The 14,508-nt window shown below is 70.8% G+C and carries 11 protein-coding genes; 7 read left to right on the forward strand and 4 right to left on the reverse strand.

Translation table 11 applies throughout. The annotated features are described in order from the left end of the window. Positions 1-236 precede the first annotated feature (236 nt). Genes ACFFJC_RS07375 through ACFFJC_RS07390 form a run of 4 tightly spaced genes read left to right on the forward strand, consistent with a single transcriptional unit; the run spans position 237 to position 5,018 of the window. Positions 237-947 (forward strand): SRPBCC family protein, encoded by a 711-nt coding sequence (locus ACFFJC_RS07375; protein WP_379486853.1) that lies wholly within the window; start codon positions 237-239, stop codon positions 945-947. Further along, positions 944-1,813, forward strand: coding sequence for an FAD binding domain-containing protein (locus tag ACFFJC_RS07380; protein ID WP_379486854.1), 870 nt, complete (start codon positions 944-946; stop codon positions 1,811-1,813). The genes ACFFJC_RS07375 and ACFFJC_RS07380 overlap by 4 nt, the downstream gene beginning before the upstream one ends. Then, on the forward strand, positions 1,810-2,307 hold the full coding sequence (locus ACFFJC_RS07385) for a (2Fe-2S)-binding protein (protein ID WP_379486855.1): 498 nt from the start codon (positions 1,810-1,812) through the stop codon (positions 2,305-2,307). The genes ACFFJC_RS07380 and ACFFJC_RS07385 overlap by 4 nt, the downstream gene beginning before the upstream one ends. Next, the gene (locus ACFFJC_RS07390) at positions 2,304-5,018 is read left to right on the forward strand and encodes a xanthine dehydrogenase family protein molybdopterin-binding subunit (RefSeq protein ID WP_379486856.1); all 2,715 of its coding nucleotides are present in this window, start codon (positions 2,304-2,306) and stop codon (positions 5,016-5,018) included. The genes ACFFJC_RS07385 and ACFFJC_RS07390 overlap by 4 nt, the downstream gene beginning before the upstream one ends. 702 nt (positions 5,019-5,720) lie before the next feature. On the opposite strand, the gene ACFFJC_RS07395 is transcribed toward ACFFJC_RS07390, so the two are convergent. Next, positions 5,721-6,596 carry an SDR family NAD(P)-dependent oxidoreductase gene (locus ACFFJC_RS07395; protein WP_379486857.1) on the reverse strand — a complete coding sequence of 292 codons (876 nt, stop codon included), beginning with the start codon at positions 6,594-6,596 and terminating at the stop codon, positions 5,721-5,723. Between the two features lie 116 nt (positions 6,597-6,712). Continuing rightward, positions 6,713-7,183: an Lrp/AsnC family transcriptional regulator gene (locus ACFFJC_RS07400; RefSeq protein WP_379486858.1), complete on the reverse strand. Its 471-nt coding sequence runs from the start codon at positions 7,181-7,183 to the stop codon at positions 6,713-6,715. A 133-nt stretch (positions 7,184-7,316) separates the two neighbouring features. Here ACFFJC_RS07400 and putA point away from each other — a divergent pair, with 133 nt between their 5' ends. Both putA and ACFFJC_RS07410 read left to right on the forward strand, forming a co-directional pair. Further along, the gene (gene putA / locus ACFFJC_RS07405) at positions 7,317-10,925 is read left to right on the forward strand and encodes a trifunctional transcriptional regulator/proline dehydrogenase/L-glutamate gamma-semialdehyde dehydrogenase (RefSeq protein WP_379487210.1); all 3,609 of its coding nucleotides are present in this window, start codon (positions 7,317-7,319) and stop codon (positions 10,923-10,925) included. Between the two features lie 133 nt (positions 10,926-11,058). After that, on the forward strand, positions 11,059-11,607 hold the full coding sequence (locus tag ACFFJC_RS07410) for a dihydrofolate reductase family protein (RefSeq protein WP_379486859.1): 549 nt from the start codon (positions 11,059-11,061) through the stop codon (positions 11,605-11,607). A gap of 4 nt (positions 11,608-11,611) precedes the next feature. Here ACFFJC_RS07410 and ACFFJC_RS07415 read toward each other — a convergent pair whose 3' ends face one another. Next, positions 11,612-12,826 (reverse strand): MFS transporter, encoded by a 1,215-nt coding sequence (locus tag ACFFJC_RS07415; protein WP_379486860.1) that lies wholly within the window; start codon positions 12,824-12,826, stop codon positions 11,612-11,614. A 185-nt stretch (positions 12,827-13,011) separates the two neighbouring features. Here ACFFJC_RS07415 and ACFFJC_RS07420 point away from each other — a divergent pair, with 185 nt between their 5' ends. Then, positions 13,012-13,629, forward strand: coding sequence for a hypothetical protein (locus tag ACFFJC_RS07420; protein ID WP_379486861.1), 618 nt, complete (start codon positions 13,012-13,014; stop codon positions 13,627-13,629). 39 nt (positions 13,630-13,668) lie between these two features. On the opposite strand, the gene ACFFJC_RS07425 is transcribed toward ACFFJC_RS07420, so the two are convergent. Continuing rightward, complete coding sequence (locus tag ACFFJC_RS07425; RefSeq protein ID WP_379486862.1) at positions 13,669-14,487, reverse strand: phosphoadenylyl-sulfate reductase; 819 nt, start codon at positions 14,485-14,487, stop codon at positions 13,669-13,671. Positions 14,488-14,508 lie beyond the last annotated feature (21 nt).

The following is a 14,508-nucleotide window of genomic DNA, read 5'->3' on the forward strand; positions in this document are numbered from 1 at the left end:
CTTCTGGCTCGCTCCACGGCGGGCTCGATTCTGCCGAAGGCGTATCAGGTCGGGCACGCTTCGCAGACCACCGGCGGCAACGCCGGGGCGGTATCGCGCGCGCGGCGTTCGGCGACCCGACGTGCCTGCGGGGGAATTAAGATCCATCATCGCTCACAACCCCTTGCATCGCGTTCGTTCTCGTCGTTCAATCGAGGAGGACGGCGCAGAGCCGCGGGTAAACGGGAGACACGTGCATGCAGATGACCGGCGAGCAGCGGATCGCCGCACCGCGCCGCAAGGTGTGGGAGGCGCTGAACGATCCCGCTGTGCTGGCCCAGTGCATTCCCGGTTGCCAAAGCCTGGAAAAGGACGGGGACGATCGCTTCCTCGCCGTGGCCGAGGTGAAGATCGGCCCGATTGGTGCGCGCTTCAAGGGCAACGTCCAGCTCTCGGACCTGGATGCGCCGAACGGCTACACGATTACCGGCACCGGCAACGGCGGCATTGCCGGCTCGGCCAAGGGCGGGGCGCGGGTGCGCCTGGCCGATGCCGAGGGCGGGGGCACGCTGGTGTCCTACAATGTCGATGCCGAAGTGGGCGGCCGCATGGCGCAGCTCGGCGGCCCGATCATCGACGCCACGGCAAAGAACCTCGCCGGCAAGTTCTTCGCGAAATTCGGAGAGGTCGTGGGTGGCGGCACGCCCGCGCCCGCTCCTGCGGCGACTGCGGTCGCTGCGGCGCCACCGGCGGCCGTGGGGGCGGCCCCGGTGGCCGCGTCCCCGCTCACTGCGCGCGTGGCGGCGCCTGCGCCGCTATGGGGCTGGGTGGCCGCGGTCGTGCTGGCGCTCGTTGCCGGGCACATGCTCGCGCAAGTCGGGACGGCGACGACGCTGCTGGTCCTGGTGCTGCTGGTCGTCACGGCGGCTGCCGCCTACGAGGCCGGGCGCCGGGGGTGCGGGACGTGAAGCCGGCCCCTTTCGACTACGCCCGCCCCACCAGCATCGAGGAGGCCTGCCGTATCCTGGCCGAAGCCGGCGGCGGCGCCACCGTGATCGCCGGCGGGCAGACGCTGATGCCTCTGCTCAACTTGCGCATGAGCCAGCCTTTCGTACTCGTCGACATCAACGGCATCGCCGACTTGCGCGGTATCTCGCGGGTGGAGGGCGGCACGCGAGTGGGTCCGGCCATCCGGCAGGCGGAGGCCCTGGCGGACGAGACCCTGGCGCGGCACCTGCCCGCCTTCGTCACCGCGCTCGGCCACGTCGGCCACTACCAGACCCGCAACCGGGGCACCGTGGGCGGTTCGGTGGCGCTGGGCGAGCCGGCCGCGGAGATGCCGGCCACCGCTGTGGCGCTCGGCGCCGTAATAGAGATCGCCTCCGCGCGCGGCACGCGCACCGTCCCGGCCGAGGAGTTCTACCTCGGCCCCTACATGACCGTGCTCGAACCCGACGAGCTGGTGACCGGCATCGTCTATCCGGACTGGCCGGAGGGGCACCTGGTGCTGTTCCGCGAAGTGGCGCAGCGGCCGGGGGACTTCGCGCTGGTCGGGCTGGTCGGCGCGCTGGTGCTGGAGGGCGGGGCGGTCAGCCGCGCCGGCATCGCGTGGTTCGGCATGGGGCCGACGCCGATCCGCGCCCGGCAGGCGGAGGCGGCGCTGCTGGGCACGGCGCTGGCGCAGGTCGATGCCCAGGCGGTGGCGCGTGCCGCCGTCGCCGACACCGCGCCTTTCGACGACCACCATGCCAGCGCGGAATACCGCCGCACGGTCGGCGCGCGGATCTTCGCGCGGTCGCTGCGCGAAACGCTGGACCTCAGGAGCGCCGCATGAGCGAGCATGCCATCGAAGTGACCGTCAACGGCAACCGCCACGCCGCCCGGGTGGAGGCACGGACCGGCCTCGGCGAATTCCTGCGCGACGCCTTGGGCTACACCGGCACCCATCTGGCCTGCGAGCACGGGGTCTGCGGCGCCTGCACCGTGATGATCGACGGGCAGGCCATGCGTTCGTGCCTGATGCTGGCCGTCCAGGCCGATGGAGCCGAGGTGACCACCATCGAAGGCCTCGCCGCGGCGGACGGGACGCTCCACCCGGTGCAGCAGGCGCTCAAGGACAACTTCGGGCTGCAATGCGGCTTCTGCACCCCCGGTGTCGCCATCACCATGGCCTGCGTCACGCGGGACTGCGCGGGCGCCCAGGGCCCGGACGTGGAGGCGGCGCTGACCGCCGCGATGTCCGGCCATATCTGCCGCTGCACCGGCTACCAGGGCATTCGCCGGGCCATCCGGCAGCTCGCCGGCGCCGGGACGGAGGCGGCGGCATGAACGTCCATGCCAAGAGCGTCGGCGCCGTCCGCTACGTCGGCTCGCGCCAGCCCCGCAAGGAAGACGGCCGGCTCCTGACCGGGCGCGGCCAGTTCACCGACGACGTCCGCCTGCCGGGAATGCTGCACATCGCCTTCGTCCGCTCGGCGGTGGCGCGCGGGCGGATCGTCTCCATCGACACCGACGCCGCGCGCGAGATGCCGGGGGTGCAGGCGATCCTGACGCAGGACGATCTGCGCGCCGTACCGGTGCAGATGCTCAGTTTCTTCTTCACCAACATCGAATCGCCGGTGACGCTGCTGGCCGACGGGCGGGTGGCCTGCGTCGGCGATCCGATCGCCATGGTGATCGCCGAAAGCCGCGCGCAGGCGGAGGACGCCGCCTCGCTGGTGGAAGTGGTGGTGGACGAGGAGACCCCGGTGGTCACCATCGCCGACGCCAAGGCAGGCGCGCTCGTCCATCCGGACCGCGACGACAACATCGCCGCCGAGATGGGCGACGAGGATGCGCTGGAGGCGATCCAGCCGCTGCTCGACGGGGCGGCGCATGTCGTGTCCACCCGCATCCGCCACCAGCGCATCGCGCAGTCGCCGATGGAGGGGCGCGCCTGCGTCGCCTCGCCGGACGGTTCGGAGGAGATGACGGTGTGGATGGGCTGCCAGAGCCCGCACCTCGCCGCGCGCTACCTGGCGCAGGCGCTCGGCATGCCGCACGAAGGCATCCGCGTGGTGGCGCGCGATGTCGGCGGCGGCTTCGGGCTCAAGAACATTCCCTGGCGCGAGGAAGTGGCGGTAGTGGTGGCGGCGAAGATCCTGCGCCGCCCGCTCAAGTGGATCGAGGACCGCTTCGAATCGCTCACCGCCTCCAGCCATGCGCGCGAGCAGGACGTCTCGCTGACGCTGGGCCTCGATAACGAGGGCCGCTTCCAGGCCGCGTGGTGCGACTATGCCTGCAACAACGGCGCCTGGCCGATGGGCGAGGACGCGAACATCGCCGTCCACATGTTCATGTGGCCCGCCTACAAGCTGCCCGCCTACGGCTTTATCACCCAGGGCTGGTACACCAACACGATGGGGCTGGGCGGCTATCGCGGCCCCTGGGCGATGGAATCGCTGGTGCGCGAGACGCTGCTGGACAAGGCCGCCCGCCGCATCGGCATCGACCCGGTGGAGCTGCGCCGCCGCAACCTGGTCTACCTCTCCGACCAGCCGCACACCTCCAGCATGGGCATCCCGGTGGAGGACATCACGCCGGGCGAATGCCTGGACAAGCTGATGGCGAACATCGACTATGCCGGCTTCCGGCGCGAGCAGGCGGAGGCGCGCAAGGAGGGCCGCTACCTCGGCATCGGCTTCGCCGCCTACATCGAGCCGACCGGCTCGGCCGGCTCGATGGCGCCCATGACCGGCGAGACGGTGCAGCTGCGGATCGAGCCGACCGGCAAGGTCGTCGCCATGCTCTCCACCCATTCGCAGGGGCACGGCACCGCGACGACGATGGCGCAGGTCATCGCCGAGCAGCTGGGCGTCGCCTACGAGGACATCACCGTCTACGAGGGGGACAGCGCCATCGGCGCGTTCTCCCCGGGCGCCGCCGGCAGCCGGCAGGGGGTCATCGCCGGCGGCGCCGCCTGGCAGGCCGCGCAGCTGCTGGCCGAGAAGGTCAAGGTGGTTGCCGCGCACCTGTCCAACGCCAGCCCGGACACGGTGACCATCGACCGCGGCATGGTCCACATCGCCGGCGCGCCCGAGATGTCGCGCTCGCTGCGCGAGATCGCCGAGATCGCCTATGGCGAGCCTGCGCGCCTGCCCGAGGGGGCCTCCTCCGGGCTGGAGGCGCAGTACCGCTACCAGCCGCCGCCGATGACGATGACCAGCGCCGCGCACTGCTGCATGGTCGAGGTCGACGCCGAGACCGGCTTCGTCAGCATCCGGCGCTGGATCAGCGCCGAGGACTGCGGCACCGTCATCAACCCCGGGGTTGTGGAGGGGCAGATCGCCGGTGGACTGGCCCAGGCCATCGGGCAGGTGCTGCTGGAGGACATGCCCTACGACGCGCGCGGCAACCCGCTGGCGGCGACGTTCAAGGACTACCTCATGCCCTCGATCTCCGACGTGCCGGACTTCGAGTATCTCCACGCCAGCACCCCGTCGCAGACCATCGGCGGCATGCGCGGCGTGGGCGAGGGCGGGGCGATCATCGGCCCGCCGACGCTGGTGAACGCCATCGCCGATGCGCTCTCTCCGTTCGGGGAGATCGAGGAACTGGTCCTGCCGCTGACCCCGGCGCGCGTGCTCGACGTCATCGAAGGTCGCGACGTCTCGGGCACCCGCGCGCATCTGGACGGCGCCCACGCCGCGCCCGCGGTGGAAGCGCCCGCGCCGGCCGAAGCCGCGCCCCCGCCCACCGCGCCGGCCGGGATCGACGGCGACTGGAACATGGTGCTCAAGACGCCGATGGGCCCGCAGGAGATGGTGGCCCACTTCGACGTCTCGGGTACGGCGGTCTCGGGCTACCTGCAGGCGCCCGAAGGACGGCAGGACTTCGCGGGCGGGACCCTGGACGGCAACCAGGTCAAGTTCGAGATGAAGGTCGAGAAGCCGATGAAGATCACGTTGAAGTACGACCTGCAGTTCGCCGGCGACACCGTTTCGGGCAAGTGCAAGATGGGCATGTTCGGCTCGGCCAAGGTGAGCGGCGAGCGGGCTTAGGCGGCGCGGCATGCGGGTCGAGGGGTGATCGGCAGTCGGGCCTGTGCCGGGCGGGCGGATTCGGGGCCTTCACGTCTGCGGGTTGCCCGCTCAGGCCGAGCTTGTCGAAGCAGCGCAATCGCACCGCCCTCTCCGAAGGGGCGCTCCGATCCTCCCTGTCGCGCAGCGATGGGGAGGTGGCGCCGACGCAGTCGGTGACAGAGGGGCCTGAGCACCCATCCATCGCGTTGCGCCCCTGCACGACCAATTGCCCGCCGGCGAGCGCGGGGTAACGCCAAGGGAAAGCGCGAGGCAACTTCGGGCCGGCGTCGGGGCGTCCCAGCGGGGGCGCGAGGAGTTCTGGTCTCCTTCTTGCGAACGGCCGGGTAGGGACCATGACACCCCGGCTCGGCCCTGATCGGAGCGGTTCGGACCGGCGGTGCGGGCTCGCAGACTGGCGCCGTATCCTCTCCCGCGGCAAGCCGCTTCGCGTGGAAGACGGCCCATTGCGCGGGAGCTGGGGTGGAGGGGGCCGCAAGCCGCCCCGTCCGATGAACCGCTCCGGGAGACGCTGTGGCGTGGTCCACGGCTGCTACACTCGCGCACCGCCCACGACGCCGACCCGAAACACCGTCTCTCCAGCGGCCGCAGGATCGACGGATGCCCGGGCGTATAACCTAAATGGTTACGCGTGTCAAGATCGGAGCCGACACCGCGGCGTGTTCACTTCACCTTGTACGCTGCATAGACCGGCGGGGCGGCGCCAGTGCCGTCGCGCGAAGACGGCGGGTATCGGCCAGGCCCATCGGTGATCCCGTAGTCGCGGCCGAGTTCGGCCCCGATCACCGTTCGGCCATTGTGGCGCATCATCTCCGGATCGCTCCAGATCGCCCAGGCGAGATGGCCGGTGTAGCCGGCCGACTCCAGCGTGCCTTCCAAGTGGGCGAAACGCTCGGGCATCTGTTCCATCATCTGCAGCAGTCGCTCGGTGGTGAGCGAGCCCATCCACACCGAGACCGCGGCAACGTTGGCACCGGCGTCGGCAAAATCCACGCCCATGTCGAACGCCATCTTGTCCAGCCCGGCCTTGTGGGCGCCGTAGGCCGGGCCGAAGCAGTAATGCATCGAGCCGGGCGAGGAGGTGAACAGGACCAGCGCCTTGTCCTGCTTCACCATGTGCGGCGCGGCGTGCCAGGTGGTGACGAAGCCGCTGCGCACGCCGACGTCGATCATCCGGCCGATCGCCAGCGGCTTCTCCCAGAACTGCCCGGGCGCGCCGAGCGCGTCGTGGACGGCGCAGGCATTGTTGACGAGGATGTCGATGCGGCCCTGCTCGGCGATCACCCGGTCGACAAGCGCGGCGACCTGGGCATCGTCGCCGCTGTCGCAGGCGACCGCGATGCCGCGGCCGCCCGCCTCGTCCACCTCGCGGGCGGTCGCGTGGATGGTCCCGGGCATGGAGGCGTCGCCTTCCTTCTGCGAGCGACCGGTGACGTAGACGGTGCAACCGTGCGAGCCGAGCGCAACGGCGATGCCGCGACCCGCGCCGCGGCTGGCGCCGGTGACGATCGCGACCGGCGCGACGGGTGGCTGTGCCATATCTCTCTCCCCTCCCGCCCGTGCCTTCGTCGCGGGGGACGGGGGCGGATGTGGCGCCCAGACTATGGCGGGCGCGGGGGCGGTCAACGCGCGCGCGGCGTTCACCGCCACGGCGATCAGCTGCTGGCGTCCTTCACCGTCTCCATCGCCACGAAAGTGGAGGTGCTGGCAACGTGCGGCAGGCTGGAGATCTTCTCCCCGAGCACCACGCGGTAGCGGCGGATGTCGGCGGTGCGCACCTTCAGCAGATAGTCGAAGCTGCTGGCGATCATGTGGCATTCCTCCACCTCGGGAATGCAGCGCACGGCGCGGTTGAATTCGGTGAGTGCGGCCTCGCGCGTGTCGGAGAGCTTCACTTCGGCGAAGGCGACGTGGTCCAGCCCCATGCTGGCCGGGTCCACCACGGCCCGGAAGCCGCGGATCACGCCGCTGTCGATCAGCCGCCGCAGCCGTACCTGGCATGGCGTCTTCGACATGCCGACGGTCTTCGCCAGGTCGGTGACGGTGATCCGGCCGTCGCTGCGCAGGACGGCGATGATCTTGCGGTCGAGTTCGTCCAGATCGACTGGTATGGTGGCGTTCGGCATGCATATCGTCCGAAGAGTGGCAAAAGAAAGGTCAAAGCGGTCAGCAACGTGGCGACAATAAGGCGTATCGGCAAATGGAATTGGAGTACGTTCGTCGGGATCCCGGTTCCGCGCTCAGGACTTTGCCAAAATGATGACTCCCTTTGCCGCTTTTGCCCCTGCCGTGCGTGACCTCTCGCCACTGCGCCTGGCGATCGCCGAGGCGCGGCGCCGCGACGAGGAGGAATGCCTGGCCCCGCTGCTCGAAGCGGCAACGCTCCCCCACGCCATGCGCGAGGCCGTGCGCGCTACCGCCACCGCGCTGGTCACCGCGCTGCGCGCCAACCACAAGGGCACCGGGGTCGAGGGGCTGGTGCAGGAATACGCGCTGTCGAGCCAGGAGGGCGTGGCGCTGATGTGCCTGGCCGAAGCGCTGCTGCGCATCCCGGACGATGCCACCCGCGACGCGCTGATCCGCGACAAGATCGCCGATGGCGACTGGAGCGGGCACCTGGGCGGCGGCAAGTCGCTCTTCGTCAACGCCGCCACCTGGGGCCTGGTGGTCACCGGCAAGCTGGTCGGCTCGGTGGACGGCACGGTGGACAGCCGGGGCCTCGGCGCCGCGCTCACCCGTCTGGTCGCGCGTGCGGGCGAGCCGGTGATCCGCCGCGGCGTCGACCTGGCGATGCGTATGATGGGCGAGCAGTTCGTCACCGGCGAAACCATTGGCGAGGCAGTGAAGAACGCCCGCGAGCTGGAGGCGAAGGGCTTTCGCTATAGCTACGACATGCTGGGCGAGGCGGCGACGACCGCGGCCGACGGGGATCGCTACTACGCCGACTACGAGAACGCGATCCACGCTATCGGCCGGGCGGCGGGCGGCAAGGGCGTCTACGAGGGGCCCGGCATCTCGATCAAGCTCTCCGCCCTCCACCCCCGCTATGCCCGCGCGCAGGCGGGGCGGGTAATGGGCGAACTGCTGCCGCGGGTGAAGACGCTCGCCGCCCTGGCGCGCGGCTACGACATCGGCTTCAACATCGACGCCGAGGAGGCCGACCGGCTGGAGCTCTCGCTCGACCTGCTGGAAAGCCTCGCCCTCGACCCCGAGCTGGCGGGCTGGGACGGTTTGGGCTTCGTGATCCAGGCTTACGGCAAGCGCTGCCCCGCGGTGATCGACTGGATCGTCGATCTCGCACGGCGCGCGGAGCGGCGGATCATGGTGCGGCTGGTCAAGGGCGCGTACTGGGATGCCGAGATCAAGCGCACGCAGGTGGACGGCCTTGCCGACTTCCCGGTCTACACGCGCAAGGTCCACACCGACGTCGCCTACGTCGCTTGCGCCCGCAAGCTGCTGGCCGCGCCCGACGCGGTGTTCCCGCAGTTCGCCACGCACAACGCGCAGACGCTGGCGACGATCTACCACCTCGCGGGGCCGGACTTCGCAGTGGGGCAGTACGAGTTCCAGTGCCTCCACGGCATGGGCGAGGCGCTTTATTCGCAGGTCGTGGGCAAGGACAAGCTGGACCGCCCCTGCCGTATCTACGCGCCCGTCGGCACCCACGAGACGCTGCTCGCCTATCTCGTGCGGCGGCTGCTGGAGAACGGGGCCAACTCTTCGTTCGTCAACCGCATTGCCGACCCGGGCGTGCCGGTCTCCGCGCTGGTCGCCGACCCGGTGGACGTGGTGTTCGCGATGGCGCGCCCGGGCGCGCGCCACGACCTGATCGCGCTGCCCCGCGACCTCTACCCGGACCGGCGCAACTCGGACGGCATCGACCTTTCGGACGAGATCGCCCTCGCCGCGCTGGGCGAAGCGCTGCAGGCCTCCGCTGCGGTCGACTGGCGGGCGGCGCCGGCCGGTGCCGAGGGGGCGGGGCGCCCGGTACGCAACCCGGCGGACCACCGCGACGTCGTCGGCTCCGTCGCCGAAGCCGGGCCCGGGAACGCCGCCGCGGCGGTCGCCCGCGCCGCGGCGAGCGGCTGGGGCGCGGTCCCGGTCGCCACCCGCGCGGCGATGCTGGAACGCGCCGCCGAGGTCATGCAGGCGCGCATGGCCGACCTGATGGGGCTCGCCATCCGCGAGGCGGGCAAGTCCGCCGCCAACGCCGTCGCCGAAGTGCGCGAGGCGATCGACTTCCTGCGCTACTACGCGCTGCGGGCGCGGGAGACGTTCGGCCCGGCGCAAGTGCCGCTGGGGCCGGTGGTCTGCATCAGCCCCTGGAACTTCCCCCTCGCGATCTTCACCGGCCAGGTCGCCGCGGCGCTCGTCGCGGGCAACCCGGTCCTCGCCAAGCCGGCCGAGGAAACCCCGCTGATCGCGGCCGAGGCGGTGCGCATCCTGCACGAGGCGGGGGTGCCCGCCGACGCGTTGCAGTTCATGCCGGGGGCGGGGGAGCTCGGCGCCGCGCTGGTGGCCGCCCCGCAGACGGCGGCGGTCATGTTCACCGGCTCAACCGAAGTCGCGCGGCTGATCCAGCGCCAGCTCGCCGGCAGGCTTTCGACCGAGGGACGGCCGATCCCCTTCATCGCCGAGACCGGCGGCCAGAACGCGATGATTGTCGACAGCTCGGCGCTGGCGGAGCAGGTCGTCGCCGATGTCATCGCCTCGGCCTTCGACAGCGCGGGGCAGCGCTGCTCGGCGCTGCGCGTGCTGTGCCTGCAGGAGGACGTGGCGGACCGCACGCTGGCGATGCTCAAGGGGGCGCTGGCCGAGTTGCGGGTCGGCAATCCGGACCGACTCTCGATCGACATCGGCCCGGTCATCAGCGCCGACGCGCGGGACGGCATCGCGCGCCACATCGCCGCTATGCAGGCGAAGGGCTGCCGCGTGGCGCAGGTTGCGCTGGACGAGGACGCGGCGCAGGGCACTTTCGTGGCGCCCACGATCATCGAGATCGACTCGATCGCGCAGCTCGAGCGCGAGGTTTTCGGCCCGGTGCTCCACGTCGTGCGGTTCCGCCGGGAAGATTTCGGCACGCTGGTGGAGAGCATCAACGCGACGGGGTACGGCCTGACGTTCGGCCTGCACACCCGCCTCGACGAGACCGTCGCGCGCGTGACCGGAGCCGTGCGGGCGGGCAACCTTTACGTCAATCGCAACACCATAGGCGCGATCGTCGGCGTCCAGCCGTTCGGCGGGCGCGGGCTGTCGGGGACCGGACCCAAGGCGGGCGGGCCGCTCTATCTCGGCAGGCTGGTCCGGCAGGCGCCGGCGGTGCTCGGCGCCAGGGGCACGCCGCCCGCGCTGCTGGAGGCCTTCGCGGAATGGCTCGAGGGGCAGGGCGAAGGGGCGATGGCGCAGGCCGCGCGCGCGACCGGCGCCGCCTCTGCGCTGGCGACCGAGCGCGAGCTGCCCGGGCCGGTGGGCGAACGCAACCTCTATGCACTCCACCCGCGCGGGCGCGTGCTGCTGCGCCCCGCCACGCGCGAGGGGCTGCTGGGGCAGATGGCGGCCGTGCTGGCCACCGGCAACCGCGCCACCCTGGGGGGCATGGACCTTCCCCCAGGCCTTCCCGCCCCAGTGGCCGCGCGCTTCCGTGCCGATCCCGCGGAGCCCTTCGCCGCCTGCGTCGTCGAGGGTGAGGATGCCGCGGTGCTCGCGGCCTGCCGGGAGATGGCGCAGCGCGAAGGCCCGGTGACGCCGGTCTATCGCTGGGACGGGCAGGGCGCCGGACCGAACGGCGCGTGGCTGCTGGAGGAGGTCTCCACCTCGATCAACACCACCGCGGCGGGCGGCAACGCCAGCCTGATGATGATTGGGTGAGTCGTCGATCCGTCGCGGCCGGGCAACACCCCGCCTAGTCGCGGCAACGGTGCGGCAACTCGGGGCGCGGGTGGGCTGTTGGCGCCGTTACCACCGAGGGCCCGGCTGCGCCGGCGACAACGGGAGCGCGAAGATGGGCAGAATGATCGTCGATGCCACCACCAGCCTCGATGGCTTCTGGGCCGACGCCCGGGGACGCAGCGTGCTTCCCGCCGAGGAACGCGGCGCGTCGGGGCTGCCGGAGAGCTTTGAGCAGGCCTGCGGCGCCCTGGTGATGAGCGGCGCGTGCCTGGACGCCGGCGCGCATGCCGGCGGGATCGAGCGGGCGCACGACTCGCGCGTCCCGGTGTTCGTGGTCGACGAACGGCGTCCTCCACGCACCCGCAGCGAAGCCGCGCCGGCGCCCGTGCACTTCGTCGAGAGCTATCCCGCCGCCTTCCGCGCCGCGCGCGCCGCGGCCGGGGACAAGGCCGTGCTGGTGCTGGGAGAGGCGCGCTCCTTGGAGGCGGCGTTGGGCACGGGCGAGGCGGACGAGATCTTGCTGCGCGTGGTCTCGCGCACGGTGGGTGCCGGTGCGCCGCTCTTTACCGCCGACATCCCCGTGGAGAACTACTACGTCGCCCGGATGGAGACGACGACCGTCGCCGTCCACATGCACCTGGAGCGCCGGCTCGACGGCTGACCGTTCAGGCGGCGACGAGCTCCGGCGTCTCGGCGCGGTGAAGCGAAATCGTGACGAGGAAGATCGCCAGCCCGGCCAGCGCCAGCCCGGCGCCGATCCATCCGGTGGAGGTCAGCCCGTAGCCGGCGCTGATCGCCAGGCCGCCCAGCCACGGCCCCAGCGCATTGGCAAGGTTGAAGGCGCTGTGATGGGCCGCAGCCGCCAGCGCCTGGGCATCGCCCGCGACGTCCATCAAGCGGGTCTGCAGGATCGTGCCGAGGCCGCCGCCGAAGCCGATCACCAGCACCACCGCGGCCAGGGTCCAGACGTTGCCCGCCAGCAGCGAGAAGGCCGCCAGCGAGGCCGCGCTGACCAGCAGGGCCCCGATCGCGGCGCGGTTCTGCGCGCGGTCGGCGGACCAGGCCCAGAACAGGTTGCCGACCGTCATGCCGACGCCGAACACGGCGAGGACGGCGGGCACCCACCGCTCCGACACGCCGGTGACCTCGATCATTGTCGAGGCGACGTACGTGTAGACGCAAAAGAGGCCGCCGAAGCCGACTGCGCCCGTCAGCAGCGTGAGCAGCACTTGCGGGCGGCGCAGCGCGCCGAGTTCGCGCAAGGGACTGGCCTCTGCATCGGCAGGCTGGCGGGGAGCATAGAGCGCGACGAGCGCCATGGTGGTCACCGCCAGGCCGGCGACCACCGCGAAGCCCGCCCGCCAGCCCAGCGTCTGGCCCAGCCAGTTGGCGACCGGAACCCCGATGATGGTGGCCACGGTGAGGCCCGACATGACCATTGCGACCGATTGCGCCCGCTTGTTGGCCGGCACCATCGAGGCGGCCACGAGCGCCGCGATGCCGAAGTAGGCGCCGTGCGGCAATCCGCTCACGAACCGGCAGAGCAGCAGCAGCGGATAGCTGGAGGCGAGCGAGGAGAGGCCATTGCCGATCGCGAACAGCGCCATCAGCCCGATGAGCAGCGTGCGCCGCTCCAGCTTCGCCGCGAGCACCGCGATCACCGGCGCGCCGACCACCACGCCCAGCGCATACGCGCTGATCGCGTGACCGGCCTCGGGCTCGCTGAGGCCGAGGTCGCGCGCGAAGAACGGCACCAGGCTCATGGCCGCGAATTCGGTGGTGCCGATGGCAAAGGCGCCCATGGCGAGGGCAAGGGTGACGAGCGCGGGATGCGTGGTGCGGGACGGCGCGACGGCGGAGGGAAGGGGCGGCTGAGTCATATTGCATTGCACAATAGAAATTGGGACGCTGCAATGCCAGCCATGGGAAGGTGCAAAGGCCGCAACGCCGAAGTGAGCTTTGCGCATCGTCGCGGAAATTCGCACCTGACGCTCTTCGTCATTTTCCCTTCGCAAAAACCTCCGCATGATCGGCATGACTTCGCGTCACCAGGGAGAAGACGTTCATGTCGTTTGCCAACGAGCACTGGTTCAACCGCCCCGAGACCCGCATCCGGGCGACCGGCTACAAGTCCGACATCAATCCCGAGCGTCGATATACCGACGTGGTCACCTCCGACCGCGGCATCGAGATGGCGATGATTACCAATGGCGGGATCGTCGACCCGCAGTTGCGGCAGCTGGCGCTCGGCACCGTGCTGGTGCGCTTCGGCTCCTCGGTGTTCATCCCGCAGGTTGCGGCAGGCGAGTGGTGGCTGGAGTTCGAGCAGTACAAGATCGTCGAGCGCCACGCCGATTCGGCCGGGATTTCGGTGCCGATGGCGATGCGCCGCCTGTGCTGCGTGCCGCTGGACTGGGGCGCGATGACGACGGTGGTGCAGGCGCGGGTGATTCGCCCGCTGCTCGCCTACGAAGGGCCGGGCGCGCCGGCGACGGGGCAGAAGGGCGCCGACTACCTCGACGGCAGGCTGGCGGGGCAACTCGGGCTCAAGCAGCTCTTCATCCCGGGCCTCTCCGACCCTGACCTGCGGCGCGATTCGCTGTGGGTGACCGACCACGGCTTCCTGCCGCACGAGCTGTCGCGCATGGGCTACGTGCCCAAGAACATGCCGCACCCGGCCTGATCGCCGGCTCCCGCTGCCGCGCAGCGAGAGCGCCGGCGATCAGAACACCGGGTCGAAGCCCGGGGGCAGCTCGCTTGATCCGCCTTCGTCCTTGCCGGGGACGTGGATGCCGCATTCGGTCTTGTCCCAGCCCTTCCAGCGGCCCGAGCGCGGATCCTCGCCGGGCGCGACCTTGCTGGTGCAGGGCATGCAGCCGATCGAGGGGTAGCCTTCCGCGACCAGCGGGTGCGCGGGAAGGTCGTGCTCGGCGATGTACGCCGCCAGGCGCTCGGGCGACCAGTCGATCAGCGGGTTGATCTTGAGCCGGCCCTGGCTGTCCTTGGTGTCGATCTCGAAGCGCGGGAGACTGGAGCGGGTCGCCGCCTGGAACGCCTTGCGTCCGGTGAACGAGGCATCGAAGCCCGCCAGAGCCTGGGCGAGCGGCTTGACCTTGCGGATCTCGCAGCAGCCGTCCGGGTCCCAGGACCAGCGCAGGCCGTTCTCGTCCTTTTTGGCGATCTCTGCCGCATCGGGCGTCAGGTTGCGCAGCGCCGTCAGGCCCAGTCGGGCGACGAGTTGGTCGCGATAGGCCAGCGTCTCGGGAAAGTGCTTGCCGGTATCCAGGAACAGCACCGGCACGCCAGGGTCCACGCTGGCGACGAGGTGGAGCAGGACGGCGCTTTCCGCACCGAAGCTGGAGACGATAGCCACCTCGCCCGCCATGCGCTCCTTGAGCAGCGTCTCGAGCATCTCGCTCGTATCAGCACCACGGAACAGGCGGTTGAGACGCACCGCGTCGGCCTCGGTGAACCGGGGACCGGTGTCGATGCGGTCGACGGTGCGGATGCGATCGGTCTGGTCAGCTTCGGTACGGAACATGGGACGGGTTCCCTTTCGGCC

Origin of the sequence: Novosphingobium soli (assembly GCF_042432915.1) — a bacterium.
GTDB lineage: Bacteria > Pseudomonadota > Alphaproteobacteria > Sphingomonadales > Sphingomonadaceae > Novosphingobium > Novosphingobium soli.